The organism is Desulfosporosinus meridiei DSM 13257, from assembly GCF_000231385.2.
GTDB classification, from domain to species: Bacteria; Bacillota; Desulfitobacteriia; order Desulfitobacteriales; family Desulfitobacteriaceae; genus Desulfosporosinus; species Desulfosporosinus meridiei.
In genome coordinates this window covers 166,670-185,199 of record NC_018515.1, presented here as the reverse complement: position 1 = coordinate 185,199, position 18,530 = coordinate 166,670, and the positions used below count along the sequence as shown (strand labels likewise).

The window sequence follows — 18,530 nt, the reverse complement described above, 5'->3', positions numbered from 1 at the left end:
CCTTCCACTCATTTACTAGAACTTGCGGTCAGCATGTTCCGCAAAGGGAATTTTTCGTTTTTTGGTCAGACCAATGATCAGCTGTAATGGTCAGACCATATATATAAGTAGCTTTTTTGGGGTTCAATTAGTCTTCGTAAGCTTTAGCCATTAAATCGGCAACATGCATAACCTTTTGTTTTTGGCCAGCTTTGTTTATGCCGCCTTGAAGTCTCAACATGCATGCCGGGCAACTTGTAGCCACCAAATCTGCATTGGTATCCTTGATGTTTTGTGTCTTCTGATCTGTGATATCTGTTGATACCTCATGGAAGAAGGCTTGCACTAAGCCGGCTGCCCCACAACAACGGTTAGCTTCAAACATTTCCTTATACTCAACCCGAGGAATCATTTGCAGCAATTGCCGTGGCTGCTTAGTTACCTTAAGCCCCCGAACCATATGGCAAGGGTCATGGTAGGTGACTGTTAGAGGACTTGAATTATGAAGTTCGCTCTGATCGACACCAATTTTATCCATATATTCTGAAAACTCAACCACTTTTTCACAAAATAATTTAACTTTCGGTAGATAGGAGGGCTCATCAGCGAAGAGCTTCAGATAATCATGTTTAAGCATGGAAGCACAGGACGCGCAGGCGGAGAGAACAACTTCGGCATCGCTAAACTTATCTAAAAAAGTATTAATAGTTTGGCGGGCATTACTTTTCGCTGTTTCGAAGTCACCATAGCAATATTGCGGAAGACCGCAGCACACTTGGTCCTTGGGAATAATAACTTCACAGTCATTTTTAGTTAACACTTTAACAACAGAATGGGCGGTTTGGTCTAAGGAGTAATTGAGAAAACATCCCACATAAAATCCGACTTTATGCTTCGGATTTTGCACCTTAATCCTCTCCGGAACCTGCTCCAAAAATTGTTTTTTGGCAGTAGGGAAGTTTCGAATATCAATACCGCGAAAATAATCCATTCCATCAAGTTTATTGAGGACACTTTTGCCCACTCCTCCGAAAAGACGGAATCCCATACCCAGTCTCTTCGGACTTGCCAGAGTTTTTAAAGCAAAAGACTTAGCAAAAGGTGTAATTCCTTTTCTGAGTTTGAGATCTCGCCGCGCGGCCATAACCAGTTCATTACCATGTACACCGTTTGGACAAGTGACTGCACATTCTCCGCACAACAGACAACTCATGATCGCATCTTCATACTCTTGATTAGGTTCTAATTTCCCATCGGCGACGGCTTTGATGAGCTGGATTCTTCCGCGTGCCACCATTGTCTCTAACCCAGTCAGCTTATAGGTCTTGCAAGCTGTGTGGCAGCCACCACATTTGTTACACGTGTTGAGCATTTCATATACGTCTGCCAAAACTCCCACTGATCTTCCCCCTTTGTTTAAGCGTTTTTACCCATGGCCTCCAGCCCCATCCCTTTCGAAAGAGATTGGTTATTTGCTTTAAGCTTGTGAGTAAGTTCACCAAGGCCTGAAGTAATTATATCCTATTGACTTGATACTTTGAATGTTGCCCCCCTTTTCTGGTAACTTTCGATAGCGTTTCATCAATTGAAACAATGTTTCGAAAACTTATGGTTATATTATTGCTCTATCTGAGTAAATCGTCAATAGGAAACTTTCAAACAATTTAAGTTATTCTTTAATTATGACCAATCCTGTACTTTATGACTAATAGGTCATGACTTTTGGAAGAAGTCGAATCCTAATTTAGCTGATATAAGTTGTCCAGAGGATTTCAATTCCTCGCCAATCCAATCAATTCCTTTTTCATTAATCCTGCTGGCAGGTCCAGATACACTAATTGCGCCGATCGCCCGTCCTGAATAATCAAAGATTGGTGTCCCTAAGCAGATTATACCGATTTCATTTTCTTCCTTCTCAATCGATATTTTGCTATCTCGGATAGTTCTTAAGCCTTCTAACAAGGTCTCAGGATCAGTAATTGTATTAGGTGTATACCTGGTCATACCTTTAAGCTCCAAAATATGCCGTACTTCCTCTTCAGGCATGGTAGAAAGCAACGCCTTCCCTACTGCTGTACAATGCATCGGAGCTCTTCGCCCTACCTTAGAATGCATACTTACAACTTGAGAAGTCTCTGCCCGATCGATATAAACAATTTCCCCATCATCGGGAAGAACCAGATGAACGACTTCATCTAACACTTTTACTAAGTCACCGAGAACAGGGGCAGCTACTTTACGAATTTCTAAATCGTTAAAGAATCGTATTCCTAATTCAATAATTTTAATGCCTAATTGATAGCGCTCACTGTCTTTCTTCCTCTCGACATAACCTCTGTGACATAAGGTCTGCAAAATTCGATGAACTGTACTCTTATGCAAACTAATGCGGGTTCCGATTTCTGTGACTCCTAAAGGCTCTTCTGCGTGAGCTAATACTTCTAGAACATCTAGTGATCGTTCAAGTGTTTGCACATATTTTTCTGCCATGGGTAGGCCTCCATTCCATTACCACTGATTACCAATTAATAAAGAAAAATTTGGTTTCAGTATATAAAACTATGTTTTACTCTCTAGGCTAGTATGAACTTTTTATTGACTTTAGTCAATACCCTAAATTTTCAAAGTTAATAAAAAACTTTTATTTTCAGTCTTATTATTTTAGATATTTCAGATTCTTGTTGACTACTCTTTTCTTAAGGCCAAAAACTCTTAATAATGAAATTGGGATGGAGTCAATCTCCATCCCAAGCAAGCTAATTAGGCCATCTCCAGCTTGACTTTGCTGCCAACCCCGCCAGCCTCAGCAGGAGTAAGAACCAACCGGCGCGAAAGGCGGTTCTTCAGCTCCGGAACATGGCTGATTATACCGATGGTTAGACTCTGCAAGTGAAGTTTCTCTAAAATATTCATAACTGTTTCCAGAAGATCGGCATCCAGAGTCCCGAAACCTTCGTCAAGGAAGAAGAATTCCAACGGTGATTCACCGCGCAGCTGAATCTGGGTAGATAGAGCCAAGGCTAGCGCAAGGGCTGTGAGGAAAGTCTCCCCACCGGATAGACTGCTTACAGGCCTGCGCACTCCTCCATTAGCATCATCACGCATAACAAATCCTCCCTCAGAATCAACTTCCAAGGCATAACGTTGGTTGGTTAACTGCCTTAACCGCTCTGAGGCATCTATTGAAACATTGGTTAATTGTTCTTGTGCAATGAACTCCACAAAGGCATTCCCTTTGAAAACACCCTGCAAGTTTTTCAGTAAAGTATGACGATGAGCAAGGGTTTTACGCTGCCCTTCTAGGTTCATCCATTCCTCATGGGTGACTTTCAGCTTCTCCAACCTTTGCTGATTGGCACCTCGTCTCTCAATTGCTTCAGTATAAGCCTGTTCAAGTGCTTTGACGCGAATAGGCCAAGCAAGCCACTCTTCCGGCAGGAGAATTCGTTCCTTAAGTAATTCTTCGACATCTATTCGTTTTTGCTTATTGAGCAGAACATTTTGACGATAGGCAGTGATGGCTTCCTCCATATTCTGCCGTTCGGAATCCGGACACAAAGCATTTTTTGCCTCTTCTAGAGACCTGAATTGTGCCGTCCGGAGGCCCTGGTCAAGTCTGTCCTGCGCGGTCTTTAATCCTTCACGAGATAATTCCAAGGTTTTAAGGCTAACTGCCTGAGTCTGTTCTGCTTGAGTCCAGATTTCTTTAGCTTTTTCAGATAGCTTTCTAAGGGCTTCTTCCGCTTCTGTTACATGGGATAACTCCTGTTTAACTTGATCAAGAAGATCAGCGGCATTCTTGCCACCAGTTAGATCATCACACTTCTTCTGGAGCTCCGCCAAATTCCGGGCTGCCTCAATCCCAATAGTTGTTAAATTCTGAAGTTCCAGCTCACAATTAATTTTTTCCTGATCAAACTGTTCCTGAGCCTCGCCAGCTTTTCTCAGCTCTTCCTCAAGACCAGCCATTGTTTTATTTAAAGTACCCAACATCTGATCCCAATTTAAGTACTGATTTTGCAACCGGGAAATTTCGCTGATAGCAATCTCCCCGCGCAAATCGTCCAATATCTCTTTCCGCTTTACCTGTTCTTCAGACACTTTGATTAAGCGATTTTGAAGGTCTTGGCTTACTCCTTCTAAAGATGCAATCTGAGCATTTATGCTATTTAGCTTTTTTTCTCTTTCAACCATTTGGCTCTGAGCATCATCCAACTTTCGGCCCCACTGCTCTTGGTCTGCTTTCCACTGGCTAAAAGCCTGGCGATTAGACGCTAAAATTGATTCTTGTTCAACTAATTGTAGTTTAAGATCTTGGCTGGTTTTTAAACCATCAGCCTCAGTCAATTCCCCTCGATAAGCAGCGAGGGAGTGCTGCTTTTCTGCGACGAGCTTAACCTGATTCTGCTCTACAACCTTATTCGAGGATAAGCGAGCCTTGGTTACAGCGAGTTCAGTCGTCCATTTCTGGCTTTTCTCCTCTAAGGCCTGGAGATCAATTGAGGCTTTCTCAAGGGCAATTCTCGCTTTGTCCACCCTCTCGTCAACCAATTCATTTGCAGGCTGGGGATGGTGAGTTGAACCACAAACCGGGCACATCTCTCCTACTACCAGATTTTTAGCCAGTATACTCGCCAGGTTTTCTTGTTCAAATGTCTGAACTTCAACTCTTCTTAATTCTACATACTCCTTGGCATTCTGAAGGGCTTGAGAGATCTGTCGCTGCTCCTGTTCCTTAGCAGCAACTTCAGCTTCTATTTTTCGGATATCTTCTCTGATGATTTGCAGCCGCTCTAGCTCTACAGCTTCTTCCCTCTCACTCCGTTCAAGATTGACCATTCTATGCCGATCACGTTCTAATCTTTGAGCCTGTTCACTAAGGATTTCTTCACGGATTGGCGGAGCTTGAAGCAAGCGGTTCAGTACCTCTTTAAACTGCTCTACTATTTTCTGAGCGGCCCGAACCTCTTCCTGAGAGTCATTCAATTCTGATTGACGTTCTTTCATTTCTAAGAGATTTTTGTCTAAGTCTTTTTGCAGATCTTTGGCTTGCTTAAAAACTATATCATAGCTTTCCAGGGCTTGAGCAGATCCATTAACTCTCCTCCGCTGCTGGGGATCTACCGTAAGACGATTAATCTCATCTTTAATATCTTTTAATTGTTTTTGCAGGACTGTTTTTCGATCATTTGAGGCCCCAATTTTATGTTCTAAATCCTTACGAATTCGTTCATGTTTACTATAGTCAAGACGGGTTTGATTCAATCTCCCTTGCCTGGTCAGGATATCAATTTCCAAGCTTTTAGCTTGTTCCAGCTGCTCGAGCCTGCGCAGACAGAGGGGCTCTGTAGCTTGGCGTTTTTGGCTTGACTCCAACCACATACTTTCCGCCTTTTCCTTATCAAGCCTGGCTGCCTTAAGTTTTGTCGCCGAATCCTCAGCTTGACCTCGAGCCTCTTGAAATCGAGCCTCTGAGAATAGTATCTCTTCCAGGAGTGAACGGATTGATTCCGCACGTTCTGCCAGACTTAAGCGCTCCGCATAGTTGTCAATGATTGCTTGTTCTGCTGAAAGCCGAGTCTCTGTATCCTTTAGCTGGTGTAATTGTTCTTGCAGCCTCCAGACTTCCTTAGCTTCATCATATTGTTGTTTTAAAATCCTTAAGTCTTCTGTTATACTCTTGGCCTTTGATTCAGAGCTTTCTAAATCTTTTTCTGCTTCCCTAACTCGTTCTGACGAAGCGTCTCCTAACCCCTGTTGTCGTTGTTCTACACCGTTCAAATTGTATTTTGTGCTTTCCAGTTGTTCCGAGAGTCGGGCAGATAATTCCCTGCCATAAGCTTCAAGAGAAAACAGTCGTTCTAACATTGATCTCCGATCTTTGGGTTTAATGGTGAGAAATTCAGCAAATTTCCCTTGAGGAAGAACTACAGCCCGAGTAAAATCCTCAACATTAAGGCCCAATACACCCTCAATCATTTTCGTCATTTCATCAGCCTTAGAGGCTAAAACAGTTTCCACTTCATCGCTTATTTCCACCAGCCGGCAGGTTGAGGCCTTAACCGTACGATCCCCGGATCGTTTATAGGCCCGCTCCGCACGATAAACTTTCCGTTGATCCCCTACAGCTAAGGAAAAACTATATTCTACTGTAAGCAGGTTTTCGGCGTGGTTAAGTATCCCTTGAGTATTATTCGCAGCTCGTTCTACGGTACCATAGAGAGCCAGAGTAATTGCATCCAGAATCGTCGATTTTCCGCTGCCGGTAGCACCGAAAATTCCAAACACCCCGGTTTCACATAGTTTGGAGAAGTCGATCTCTTGGACTTCCCTAAAACTATTTAAGCCTGCTATCCTTAGTTTAATGGGCCTCATGCAGTCTCAGCCTCCTTATCGACCACAATTTGCTGCTCTGCTATTGAAGTCGTCTCATTGTCATCCGGGTTAATTAATGACAAAAACATAGCAACAAGTTCCTGCTCCGGTTCCGCTCCACCCATACGATCTTGATAGAACTTGCGGAAAAGCTCGTCAATAGGTAATTTCGAGCGAGCCTCGGCAGCAATCTTCTCAGTCTCGGGAAAAACAGGACGGATATTAATAAGTCGTTCTCTCTGCCGGCGCAGATTATGAATATCCTGAGCTTGCAACGCGTTTGGCACGAAGACTTCTAAATCAATCCAGGCGTTGAGATCCTTACCTTCATCAATCCATTGCTGCACCTGAGCAAGCCCTTCTTTGGCCCGCCATTTGACCAAAGGGTATCCCGAACGCAGGAAAATCTCCTGAGTTGTTACCTCTTGACCGGGATAGGCTTCGATTAAAACCACAGATTTGGCATAGCCGGTTTCTGAGAAGCTATAAGCCAGCGGCGAACCCGAGTAACGAGTTGGAATAGGGGCACCTTTGACAGACTGGGCACGGTGCAAGTGCCCAAGAGCAACATATTGGGCCCCAACCGGCAAAGCATTTACTTCAACTGTAGGGGCACTGCCCAGTTGAATTGGCCGCTCTGATTCGGATTCTACTCCCCCCCGGACAAAAAGATGACTTATCCCAAGATTAACTGCATCCGGGCGAAAATGCTGAGCAAAGGTGGTAAATAGTTGTTGAACACGCTTAGAGTACTCTTCCCGCAGGATATTTTCATCTAAACTTTCACTTAAGACCTCGTTGAGTCGTGATTCCGATGGATAGGGCAGCATAGCTACAATAGTTGGCGGGCAATTAGGAATAGCTAACTCCATCCACCCTTGGCCTGCCCTAGCTCTTCTAACAGTTGAACCATCTCCTGGGTTCAGTTGGGTAAACAGGCTGGGGCTTGGCAAAAGCACCTCTTTCGGAAGGCCATATAACGTTATTCCCTGTCGCACCGCTAAAGGGCTGGCTGCACAAAGTCGTTCAGGGTTATCGTGATTTCCGGCAATTGCAACTATCCCACGCCTCCCTCCGGCAGACAATCGATTCAAAGCTTCGTAAAAAAGTTCTTCCGCTGCAGCTGGGGGGTTAACAGTATCAAAAATATCTCCGGCAATCAGAATAAGGTCCACTGCATTGTCCTCAACGATACCGGATAATTCCTCAATAAAGGCGACTTGCTCATCAAACCGGCTACGCCCTTCGAGGGTACGCCCCAAGTGCCAATCTGATGTATGTAAAATCCTCATGGGTTTCTTACCCCTTTCAACTTTTCTCTAATGTTCTCATTATAGAGCATGTCCCAGACAAAAACTTGTGGGCATTATTGGAATCAGTACTGAACATAATATAATGGACAATAAACGAAAGAAGGGTCTTAAAATGAGTGATTGGTTAATACCGTACCTTGTTTTTAATGGCAACTGCGAAGAAGCCGTCAACTTCTATCAAGTAGCTTTAGGGGGAGAAACTCAAATCTTGCATTTTGCAGACGCTCCACCAAATCCAGCATTTCCAATCCCGGATCAGGTTAAGAATCTCGTGATGCATGCCGAACTAAGAAAAGATGGTCATGTCATACGTTTCTCAGATACCTTTCCCGGCAACCCTTATAATACGGGAAATAATATTTCTTTCTCCTTGGAGTTTGATAGCAAAGAAGCAACAAAGAGTGTTTTCGATGTATTGTCTGAGGACGGCACTATAGAAATGGAGTTGCAGGAAACCTTCTTTAGTCCCTTATACGGAAAGTTTAGCGATAAATATGGAATACAGTGGCAAGTTTCCTGCATGGTAAAGTAATAACCCGTCATAAAAACTAAACGCCTCTAAGATACAGTATATCCTGTGCAGCAGATCATTGGAATCACAGAGTTGATGAGGATTACTACTATCAGCAGGGTCTTCCGTTTAAGCTGAGGAGAAAAACCAGCAGGAGATCCTGTTGGACAATGCCGCACTTGCTATGGGCGATGCGCCCCATCCCGGCACCCTAGAAACTCCGCTCAGTGAAACAGAATAAATTAACACAAAGGAAAAGGGGCTGCACCTGTTGCTACCCCTTTTCCTTTGTGTTATAAAAAAGTTAGCCGAAGTGGCGGGGACGTAGAGGAGGGATTAATAATAAATGACAGTTCAAGCTGATTGGAAAAAACTACTCGACGAGGAAATCAAAAAGGATTATTATATTCAGCTCCTTGAATGGGTAAAAAACGAATATCGTCACAAACAAATCTTTCCGAAGAAGGACGATGTATTCAATGCGTTAGTATATACCTCTTATGAAAATACGAAGACAGTCATTTTAGGACAAGACCCCTATCCTAATATCGGTCAAGGGATGGGTCTTAGTTTTTCCGTCAATGTTGGAGTACCCTTTCCAAAATCACTTCAGAATATCTTTAAAGAGCTTCAATCCGACCTGGGATGCCAAATCCCTCGGCACGGCAGTCTGAAAAAATGGGCGGAGCAAGGGGTATTACTGCTTAATACTTCACTGACTGTTGAAGCAGGCAAACCAAATTCCCATCAAAACAAAGGTTGGGAAATTTTTACCGACCGAATTATTTCCTTGGTTAATGAGAAATCTGATCCCGTGGTCTTTATCTTATGGGGTAATAATGCTCGGTCTAAAAAGAACCTTATTACTAATTCCCAGCATTTGATCATCGAATCAGCACACCCCAGCCCCTTATCTGCCAGCAGAGGTTTTTTTGGCAGCAAACCCTTTTCACGCACTAATAACTTCTTGATTTCAAAGAATAGAGTGCCGATTGACTGGCAAATCGATTAATTCACCACGGCGGTTTAGACTTTTAATTATCTGTAGAGACCTTTAATAAATTAATATACTCCCCTCAAGGCAGGCGGTTCAATGACTGGATTCCAGAACCGACTACCGGGAGGGGAGTATTTTTATATACATATATTATCCCAAGCCTTGGGATAATAGTAGCGGACTTAATAAACTGAGGTGCGTAAATGTTTAACTTCTGGAAAAGAAGCCACCCTCAAAGAATTAATAATGATACCACCTTTCATAAGCTAGAAGAACATCCTGAAAATGTTTCTCAAGAAGCTACTTCTCCTCAAAGGTTACCCGTGGTCAGCACTATCGTTCGCGATAGCAGCCAGCTCTTACGCGGATCAAAGCTGCGCTTTACAGAGGATGGGCATTATAATTTGGATTTAATAAAAAATCTAATCCCCACACCGGAACTGGTAGCCGAAACTATTTCTCTAGGGAGTCTGGCCCCTAAAGAAGTGCTGCTAATTTACTTAGGGAATATTGCCAACCCCGGCATCATTGCAGAAATAAAGCAAAGACTCCGGACTATTAAAGCAAGAACTTTATATGAAAGCAGTTACATCCAAAGAAATATTGAGGACTCAACCCTTAGCCCATTTCCCCAAGTTGAAGTGAGTGAGCGACCTGATGTGGCGGTTAGTGCTTTGTTCCAGGGAAGAGCAGTTATCCTGCTAGATGGCAGTCCAGACGTCTTACTGGCTCCCAGCACATTTTTCGATCTTATGGATACCCCTGATGATGTTTCCAGTCGTTGGTTTTTTGCAGCAAGCTTTTTTAAACTTGCTCGCTATATTATGTTGTTGCTTGCTGGCTGCCTGCCAGGCTTTTATATCGCTTTACTGTCTTATAATCCGGAAATGATCCCAACCCGTCTGCTTCTTCTTATCTTAGACTCGCGGGAAGGCACACCCTTCCCTGTTTATTTTGAAGTTTTTCTGATGATGGGGATATCCGAAGCTTTTCGGATGATGCTAATTAGAATGCCGTCTTTGATGGGCTCTAGTATAGCGCTATTTTCCGGCATTACTCTGCTAATCGCCGGACTGTTTACTAATACGATTGGAGGAGGCTTGGTGATTGTCGTTACCTTGACAGTGATGTCTTCCTTTGCCATTCCCGATTATGATCTGCGTACTGCCATCAGGATGATTCAATTCTTGACAATGATTGTTTCCAGCTTCTTGGGCTTATTCGGTTTTGCCCTGGCTTTCTTCTTGATTTGCATTCATCTCTCCACCTTAAAATCCTTTGGTATTCCCTACATGGCACCCCTGGCAACCATGGAAGTTAGTGCCTGGGGGCATACTCTCCTGCGCGAGAATTCTGAAGAGATGCCTATTGACGATACTTATAAGCCTCAGAATCCTCTAAAAGGGAAAGGAGGATGATACTTTGCCTAAAGAAAGCAATGTAAGCGAGGATCGACTTCACAACCGCGCCCTCCTGCCTTTGTTAGTCCTAAGCATCGTTGAATATGAAGTGTTTACTTTTTCAAAGAGCACAGTTGCGGCAGCCAATCAGGATGCTTGGCTTTCTATCCTTATCGGTGCCTTCATCGGCAGCCTCTTTGTCTATTTGTTTATTAAATTAGCAGCGCGCTTTCCTACAATGAACTATTTTCAATACCTGCAGATCATCTGGGGAAAGCCTCTAGGTTTCTTGATTTCAATTCTTTATCTCTTATTCTGGGTTAGCTTCCTCAGTTCCATCTTTTATGAAACTGTGTTAATTAATAAATTGTTGTTTCTTCCCTTAACCCCCCCTATAGTGCCTCTGGCAATATTTGCTTTATCCCTCATTTGGTTAGTCTCCTACGGGCTCATCCCGATTATCCGTTTCTTTCAGCTTCTCCTGCCTTTCTTAGTGATTCCCTTACTTCTCTTGGCTCTGCTATTCATTGCCACAATCAAACTCGAAAAATTTTTGCCTGTTCTGGAGAACGGAATCCTACCTGTTCTGAAAGGCACCTATTTATTTCTGGGGGCCTATCAAGGACCGGAAGTGCTCTTATTTGCGGCCCCCTTTTTCCTCAAAATTAGAGAAGGAATAAAAACCTCCTTGTTCGCCTATAATTTAACGGTTTTCTTTGGCTTTATTCATACAGCTGCCGCAATTGGTATTCTATGTGTAGACAATGTTAGGGAATCTGTTCTGCCCGGGATCAACGTTGTAAACATCCTTGAGTTACCCGGTTTTCCCGTAGAACGATTTGGGCTTCTCCTCACCTTGCCCTGGCTAATTGCCATGTTTACAACTCTGGCTATTTATCTTCACCTTCTGAATTCAAGCATATTTCAGCTGTTTAAGCTGACCCCCCGAAAATGGATTTTATTCTTGGTAACGGCAATTCCCGTTACAATTGCTTACTTCTTGCCTAATGAGAACTGGCATGAGATTTTACGCCTTTATCTTACAGTCTTCACTGTGCCAATGGTTTATCTGCTCCCCGTAATGACCCTTCTTTTAGCGATTATCCGCAAGAAAGGAAGGGTAAGATGAGAAATAAATTAAGATTACTCTGCCTTCTCCCTCTTTTGATACTTACACCCGGATGTTGGGATCTCCACGATGTGAACAGCACCGCCTTTGTATTAGGGATTGGCATTGATCTCCCCTCAAATTCCAGCAGTGCCAAATACAAAGTCACCTTCCAGCTTGCCAAGCCTATTTCAGCCCATGAAGGGCCAACAACTCAAAGTTTTGTAATCAGCAAGGATGCAGATAGCATCCTGCAAGCAATCCAACAGGCACAAGCTAGTCTCAGTCGGAGAATTTCTTTAAGTCACCTGCGGGCGGTGGCAATCGGTGAAGACATCGCCAGGCGGGAAAGTTTTCAAGACCTGATCAATTATCTCTTGCGCGAGCCTGATTTGGCTATGCAGCTTCGACTGGTTTTTGTCCAAAACGCCCAAGCGCGAGATCTTTTATCCCTTAATGAAAAGTTCGAAGACCGCCCTTCAGCAGCATTGGTGAATATGGGCTGTTTTTCCGAGCAAATCTCGATTATCAGAACTAGGGATTTTCTAGACTTCCTCTCCGACTTAAAGGGTTCCAATGGAACAGCTTATGGCTCCCGTGCTTTACTTCAGACAGGCGAAAATCTAATTCTTCGAGATGGGGCTGCTGTCTTTAAGGACTCGAAGCTGGTAGCCTGGCTTAATGGCGAGGAAGTCCAAGCCGCTAATTGGCTGGTAGAGAAGAACCAAGCTATTGTAGTAGCGAAAACAGAGGAAAATACCTACACTTACGAGGTTAGAAAGAAAGACACAACCTTTAAGCCCATCATAAATGGAGGAAATCCATCCATTCTGGTTAAAGTGACTTCGGAGGGAATGGTTATGGAGGAATATGGAGAATATCTCGATCTTTCTGATCCAGAGACCATTAAAGAATTAGAATTGCTTTTTGCTGAAACCATTGCACAACAGGTAAAAACCGCTATCCAAAAATCTCAAAAAGAGCTCAAGGCAGACTATCTAGGTTTTCATAAGGCCTTTCGGAGACATGAACCCGAGGCTTTCAAATCTTTAAATTGGAATGAGGTTTACCCGACAATGCCTATAGAAGTGGAAGTTGAGTGTAAACTAAAAGCTTATGGATTGCGAAAGTAGGGATGCCAAAACTACATTAAGTGTCCTATATCTGTTTCATACATTTGTTTCAAACCTTTCGTCAAAAAATCGACAGTCTTAGTTTTATAAGCTTCATGAGCGTCCTTATCCCCGGGTGCATACCTGCTCAGCTCAAAGATCAGTTCCTTAAAGGTTTTATTCAGGCTCTCATATAAAAAGGCGACTTTATTAGCGCAGGACTTGTGATAAGCAGCAGTAAGGTTCTTACTCATTTATTGGATGGAAGTGTATTCTGTGCTTTTCTTGATGGAGTTCAACTCCGACTGCAATTTCCCGGCCCTGGTCTCAATCTCCCCTTTGGACTTACTTAACTCCTCTGGCTTACTCTTCAGGTTGTCCCGCTCAGTGGTCAGCTGGGATATTTTGCTCACTTGATTATTTAAGGCTTTCTGGATATCCCCTCTTTCCAAAATGGCCTGATCCCGTTCCTGAAGTGCCTGGTTCCGCTCCTTAACTGCCTTTTGCAGTTCGCGAATAGACATGCTTTCCACATCCAATTCTGCGATGAACTGAGCCCGGTCTTCTTCCGGGACTACTAAGAGAGTAAGGGCCTGGGAATAACTCAAATTCGGCAACCCTTCCCCCTGCCCGCCGACGGCAAGGGAGGCGGCCTGTTGGGTTCCATAGGTGTGACAAACCATATTTAAATGGACTGCCCCAAAATCGGAAACGTTTCCGATTTTGGGGCAGCATGACGAAGCCAATAAATAAATATAATTCTTCATTCCGGTTGAGTTTCATGGCTATTAGAATTTTTGAATTTACGTAACCAAATAATACACGAAGGTAGGGATAAACCAAAAATTATATGTGTTAAAAAAGATAATTCCGCTTGCAATACTGATCCTGAAGGGTGAACACTACTCAGAAATCGACTTAATGTAGAATACAATAACACCCACGCAATTAATCCTACCATGAGACCTTTGATCTTATAGTAATCGTTACCCCAGTGTTGAAAGATAAGTACAGCCACTATTGCAACTACAACTCCTACAACCATGTCAATTTGTAAACCTAGCAATGTTGGCCAAAACATACCTGAGAGTACTTGTTCGGGCGTTAGCAAGAGTCCTCCTGCGATTCGAACACAGTTAAGGTACGAAGGTAAAAAAAACATAATGATGATTGCTCCTAACAGATCCTGAATTAATTTCGCTGCTATCCCAGACACTGCTCCAATAAGTAAAGTATCCTTTGCTAAACGACTCTTCAAACTTTCCCACCTCCGAGAATTAGTATCTCCCAAAAGTCAAGGATAAACACAAATACGTCTTTTTATCTTTGATTGTACTAATTAAAAATTTGCCCCAACTGTCCATTTCTGGTAACGGATTTTTAGTGTATGCTTCATACTATAGACGGGTTGAGACTTCTTCGCATAGTTAAATAGGATAATAGACACATTATTTAGTAAGAAATTTTAAACGGAGATATAATATGGAACATAAATGTATCGAAATAGTAGGTGCACGTGCCAATAACTTAAAGAATATCAGTTTAAAAATCCCCAAAAAGAAGATAACAATTTTTACCGGAGTGTCAGGGTCGGGCAAATCATCGATTGTCTTTGAAACGATTGCCCAGGAAGCCGGTCGGCAATTGAATGAAACCTTCAGCAAATTTATTCAAGGTTTTTTGCCTAAGTATGGTCATCCGGACGTTGATGCCATTGAAAACCTGTCCTTAGCGATTATTGTTGATCAAAAAAGGATAGGCGGAAACTCCCGGTCAACTCTCGGAACAATAACAGATATTAACCCATTAATCCGGCTGCTGTTTTCACGAATTGGACAGCCGCAGATTGGCCCTTCCCATTATTTTTCCTTTAATGACCCAAATGGAATGTGCAAGACTTGTGAGGGTATCGGCAGGATCGTAACCCTTGATCTTGACAAAGCTTTGGATAAAGAAAAGTCGCTAAACGAAGGGGCGATATTGTTGCCGGGCTATAAACCTGGTAATTGGCAGTGGAAAATGTATGCCTCAACAGGCTTTTTTGATTGTGACAAAAAAATCAAGGATTATTCGAAAGAGGAATACGACAAGCTTGCCTATTCTAAACCGGTAAAAATCAATTCGGCCATCGTTGAAGGAATGAACTCCACTTATGCAGGTCTTGTTGAGAGATTCATAAGTCAGAACATCAAAACCGAGTTTGAAAAATCCGAGGCGTCAAGGAAGAAAATTGAGCCATTCATCACTGAACAGCAGTGCCATAATTGCGGGGGCAAACGCTATGACGAAAGTATTTTAGCGTCGAGAATCATGGGCTATTCCATAGCGGATTTTACGGCTCTGCAGGTGGATGAGCTCCTGGAATTAATCCAAAAAATTACTGATAATAACGTAAAACCTATTATCAAAAATCTGACTGAGCGCTTGAAGGATTTAATTCAAATAGGGCTGGATTATGTAAGCTTGGATAGGGAAACTTCCACATTATCCGGCGGCGAATCCCAACGTGTTAAAATGGTCAAGCACCTGACCAGCAGCTTGACGGATGTCATGTATATTTTCGATGAGCCAAGTATCGGGTTACACCCCAGAGATGTGCACAGACTTAACGAACTGCTGGTAAAATTGCGAGATAAAGGCAATACGGTGATAGTGGTTGAGCATGACCCTGATGTGATAAGGGTTGCCGATTTTATTGTTGATGTTGGGCCCCAAGCCGGTGCCAACGGTGGTCGGATCATGTTTGAGGGCAGCTATAGCGACCTTCTGACAGCCAAGACACTTACTGGAGAATACATCGGCAGGAGCCTGCCGATTAAGAGTAAGCCAAGGACAAGCAATGATTTCTTAGAAACGAAAAAGAGTAATTTACACAATTTGAAAAATGTCAGTCTAAGAATACCTAAAGGGATCTTCACTGTGGTTACTGGAGTTGCCGGTTCCGGCAAGTCTACCCTTGTTAATGGTGTCTTTGCCAAGGAATATAAAGATGCTATCATTATCGACCAGTCCGCAGTCAGTGCAAATCTACGTTCCAATCCGGCCACCTTTACTGGAATCATGGATCAAATTCGTAAATTATTTGCCGATGAAAACAAGGTAAGCGCCGGATTGTTCAGTTATAATTCAGAGGGTGCCTGTGAGGCTTGCAAAGGGCGGGGTTATATAGAAACAGATCTTTCCTTTATGGATTCAGTTGAAACCCTCTGTGAGGAATGCTGCGGTAAACGGTATAAGCATGAGGTTTTGGCGTATAAGTATAATGGCCGGTCGATTGTTGAAGTGCTTGAAATGACCATCGCCGAAGCCGTGAACTTTTTTAGCCAAAAAGAAATCAAAAACAAGCTGAAGTATATAGTTGATGTGGGTCTTCATTACATGACCCTGGGCCAGCCCTTAGACACCCTTTCCGGTGGAGAATGTCAACGCTTAAAGCTTGCCAAGGAATTAAGCAAAAAGGGCAATATTTATATAATGGATGAGCCTACAACCGGTTTGCATATGTCCGATATCACCGGCATTTTGAATCTTATTGACCGTCTTGTTGAGAAGGGCAACACAGTTATTGTCATAGAGCATAACCTGGATGTCATTCGTAATGCCGATTGGATTATTGACGTAGGGGTTGAGGGCGGCAGCAAAGGCGGACAAATTCTTTTTGAAGGAACCCCTGGGGACTTAAGAAACTGTAAGGAATCGATCACTGCAAAATACTTATAGATTATATCTACCCGCTTATAATTAACTTATTGATTAAACACTCTTTCCAAACATTCTAGGGCTTCGCTCCTAATCTTATCTATAAACTGGAATTTATCTCATTTCCAACCACAGCCTTTAAATTGCAAAGGTGTTCCTTCCGCCATTATTTCAAAACCCTGCTTCTGATAGAAACTTACATTTTTCTTTTCATCAGGAACTACTTCAACGTAAAGAAAATCTTTGTAGTCCTGCAATAAAGAATTCACTAATGTTGAAGCAATTCCATAACCTTGATATTGTGGATTTACCAATAAACAATCAATCGTTGCCTGCCATACACCATCATCTAAACCTCGAATAAGCCCTACAAGCTTAATGTCATCCCATGCCGAAACAACTTTGCTGGAATTTTGAAATGCTGTTCTCAATTTCGCAGGGAATTTTCCTGAAAACCAATCAACTGATAAGAACAAATCTTCAAGTTGTTCTTCTGTAAATTCTTTTACACGTTTATATTCAATCATTTTCTTAACCTTTCATCTAATTTGTTTGTTATTGCTCTTTCCTTTGTCGGTGAAACAACATAAAACACAATTGTTGACCGCGAACCACAATCGAGCAAAGGCAATGTTGACAAGGAAATTCCACTGCCAGACCGAAAAGGGTAAAATCCACCCTTCAGCCAGTTTAGAGTGTACTATATTTAGGACGAAATTATCATCTTACAATTCAAAACTTATTACATGGATAAATAACAAAACTCCAATTCGCCACTAGCGGCGAATGGCCGGCCCGAAATGTTTGTTTGCTCCATGATATGCAGTTATTAAAATTCGATTCAAAAGGTGTGTAGGATCCAGTAAAGATAGATTCTTTCCACTATTTGAGTCCTATAAATAAGGTTACATAAAGCAGCACCAGTAGATCGGAATGTGCCGCCGGTACTGTTTTTATACAACTCGTGAATCCATATATTATTTTAGATAAATTGCAGCTATTGCGGCCAACACGCAAGGTATCCCGAATAAGAATAATTTGGTTGACATACCTGAACGTTCATTAAAATCTTTAGAATCCGAATAATTCCCTCTGACTCTATCACCACTCACATAAGCCCCGGACATTAAACCAGATATTATGATTGGAACGAATCCAATTATAAACAGAGCATACATAACCATATCAGAGTTTGGCAAAAGAAAAGAAATGATTATACCAAGAACACCAAAAATTAAGCCGGTCAAAAAATAACGCATATACCTTTTTTCTCCTTCTTAATATTAATAAGCAATATCAGAGGAATACTGTACAGTTGGTCACTGTTCAGATTTTTTCTACAACTTGATTAGTTTATCCATCTTCTGTAAGAGTTCATTATCATTCTTGGCTTTACGTTTTAAATACGGTCTACTGCGCACTATTGCGTAGGTAACAAGCACACAAGCTCCAAGGGGGAAAACAAGGATAGAGATGACATATTTAGTTTTTAACTAAGCTTTCCGTATTACTTTGGAATGAATCTAGAATAACTACGTCTTTATCCATAAATAAACCTCTAGTGCAAATTTCAATATTGTTGTTATCTGTGTTTTCGTAAACAGCGAATACTTTCTTAGGTATTTCTACTTCATACACATACTCTTTATTTTTTTCACTTTTGATTTCTTTAGCAACTAACTGAAGTGGAGTTGAATCTACTCGGTCAATTCCCTCTTTATGCTTAACTCTCATCTGTACAGTTACACTCATTGGAATCAATTCATATATTGCGTTATTTTGTATAGTTATCTGCCCAATATATTTACTTGAATCTTCTGATATCACAGTAAAATGTTGACTTATCTTTAAATCTACTGGAGGTGAAGTTTTATTACAACCTATAATTAATAATACCATCAAAATAACTGCAAGCACGTAAATTAGTTTTCTCATTTAATATTTTCCTCCCTTAATAAAATGGGGTAATACCAGTTTTAAAACATCATAACGTTCGTCATGGCCTACTGATCATCAAAAGCGCTAAGTTTTTATTT

The 18,530-nt window shown here is 42.1% G+C and carries 15 protein-coding genes; 6 read left to right on the top strand and 9 right to left on the bottom strand.

The annotated features are described in order from the left end of the window. Positions 1–127: 127 nt before the first annotated feature. The 4 genes from DESMER_RS00905 to DESMER_RS00890 form a co-directional block, all read right to left on the bottom strand. Positions 128–1,378, bottom strand: coding sequence for a (Fe-S)-binding protein (locus DESMER_RS00905; RefSeq protein ID WP_014901182.1), 1,251 nt, complete (start codon positions 1,376–1,378; stop codon positions 128–130). A gap of 314 nt (positions 1,379–1,692) precedes the next feature. Further along, positions 1,693–2,469, bottom strand: a complete 777-nt coding sequence (locus DESMER_RS00900; RefSeq protein ID WP_014901181.1) for an IclR family transcriptional regulator — start codon at positions 2,467–2,469, stop codon at positions 1,693–1,695. A gap of 270 nt (positions 2,470–2,739) precedes the next feature. Then, complete coding sequence (locus tag DESMER_RS00895; RefSeq protein WP_014901180.1) at positions 2,740–6,354, bottom strand: AAA family ATPase; 3,615 nt, start codon at positions 6,352–6,354, stop codon at positions 2,740–2,742. Beyond that, on the bottom strand, positions 6,351–7,646 hold the full coding sequence (locus DESMER_RS00890; protein ID WP_014901179.1) for a metallophosphoesterase family protein: 1,296 nt from the start codon (positions 7,644–7,646) through the stop codon (positions 6,351–6,353). The genes DESMER_RS00895 and DESMER_RS00890 overlap by 4 nt, the downstream gene beginning before the upstream one ends. A gap of 133 nt (positions 7,647–7,779) precedes the next feature. On the opposite strand from DESMER_RS00890, the gene DESMER_RS00885 reads away from it, so the two are divergent. From DESMER_RS00885 to DESMER_RS00865, 5 genes are all read left to right on the top strand, one after another. Beyond that, entirely contained in the window at positions 7,780–8,199 is a 420-nt protein-coding gene (locus DESMER_RS00885; protein WP_014901178.1) for a VOC family protein, read from the top strand. 325 nt (positions 8,200–8,524) lie between these two features. After that, positions 8,525–9,190, top strand: a complete 666-nt coding sequence (locus tag DESMER_RS00880; RefSeq protein ID WP_014901177.1) for a uracil-DNA glycosylase — start codon at positions 8,525–8,527, stop codon at positions 9,188–9,190. A gap of 188 nt (positions 9,191–9,378) precedes the next feature. Next, on the top strand, positions 9,379–10,593 hold the full coding sequence (locus DESMER_RS00875; RefSeq protein WP_014901176.1) for a spore germination protein: 1,215 nt from the start codon (positions 9,379–9,381) through the stop codon (positions 10,591–10,593). A 4-nt stretch (positions 10,594–10,597) separates the two neighbouring features. After that, positions 10,598–11,704, top strand: coding sequence for a GerAB/ArcD/ProY family transporter (locus tag DESMER_RS00870; protein ID WP_014901175.1), 1,107 nt, complete (start codon positions 10,598–10,600; stop codon positions 11,702–11,704). Beyond that, a complete protein-coding gene (locus DESMER_RS00865; protein ID WP_014901174.1) occupies positions 11,701–12,816 on the top strand; it encodes a Ger(x)C family spore germination protein in 1,116 nt (371 codons plus the stop codon). The genes DESMER_RS00870 and DESMER_RS00865 overlap by 4 nt, the downstream gene beginning before the upstream one ends. Before the next feature lie 233 nt (positions 12,817–13,049). Here the strand turns inward: DESMER_RS00865 and DESMER_RS22495 are convergent, their stop codons facing one another. Beyond that, entirely contained in the window at positions 13,050–13,562 is a 513-nt protein-coding gene (locus DESMER_RS22495) for a DUF3102 domain-containing protein (RefSeq protein ID WP_052314822.1), read from the bottom strand. Beyond that, positions 13,559–14,053, bottom strand: a complete 495-nt coding sequence (locus DESMER_RS00855; RefSeq protein ID WP_014901173.1) for a hypothetical protein — start codon at positions 14,051–14,053, stop codon at positions 13,559–13,561. The genes DESMER_RS22495 and DESMER_RS00855 overlap by 4 nt, the downstream gene beginning before the upstream one ends. A 224-nt stretch (positions 14,054–14,277) precedes the next feature. Here DESMER_RS00855 and DESMER_RS00850 point away from each other — a divergent pair, with 224 nt between their 5' ends. Further along, positions 14,278–16,515: an ATP-binding cassette domain-containing protein gene (locus DESMER_RS00850; RefSeq protein WP_014901172.1), complete on the top strand. Its 2,238-nt coding sequence runs from the start codon at positions 14,278–14,280 to the stop codon at positions 16,513–16,515. A gap of 98 nt (positions 16,516–16,613) precedes the next feature. Here the strand turns inward: DESMER_RS00850 and DESMER_RS00845 are convergent, their stop codons facing one another. The 3 genes from DESMER_RS00845 to DESMER_RS00835 all read right to left on the bottom strand — a co-directional run bounded on the left by DESMER_RS00845 (position 16,614) and on the right by DESMER_RS00835 (position 18,429). Then, positions 16,614–17,021, bottom strand: a complete 408-nt coding sequence (locus DESMER_RS00845) for a GNAT family N-acetyltransferase (RefSeq protein ID WP_014901171.1) — start codon at positions 17,019–17,021, stop codon at positions 16,614–16,616. 450 nt (positions 17,022–17,471) lie between these two features. Beyond that, positions 17,472–17,753: a DUF5316 family protein gene (locus tag DESMER_RS00840; protein WP_014901170.1), complete on the bottom strand. Its 282-nt coding sequence runs from the start codon at positions 17,751–17,753 to the stop codon at positions 17,472–17,474. 223 nt (positions 17,754–17,976) lie between these two features. Further along, positions 17,977–18,429, bottom strand: a complete 453-nt coding sequence (locus tag DESMER_RS00835; protein WP_014901169.1) for a hypothetical protein — start codon at positions 18,427–18,429, stop codon at positions 17,977–17,979. Positions 18,430–18,530: the final 101 nt, after the last annotated feature.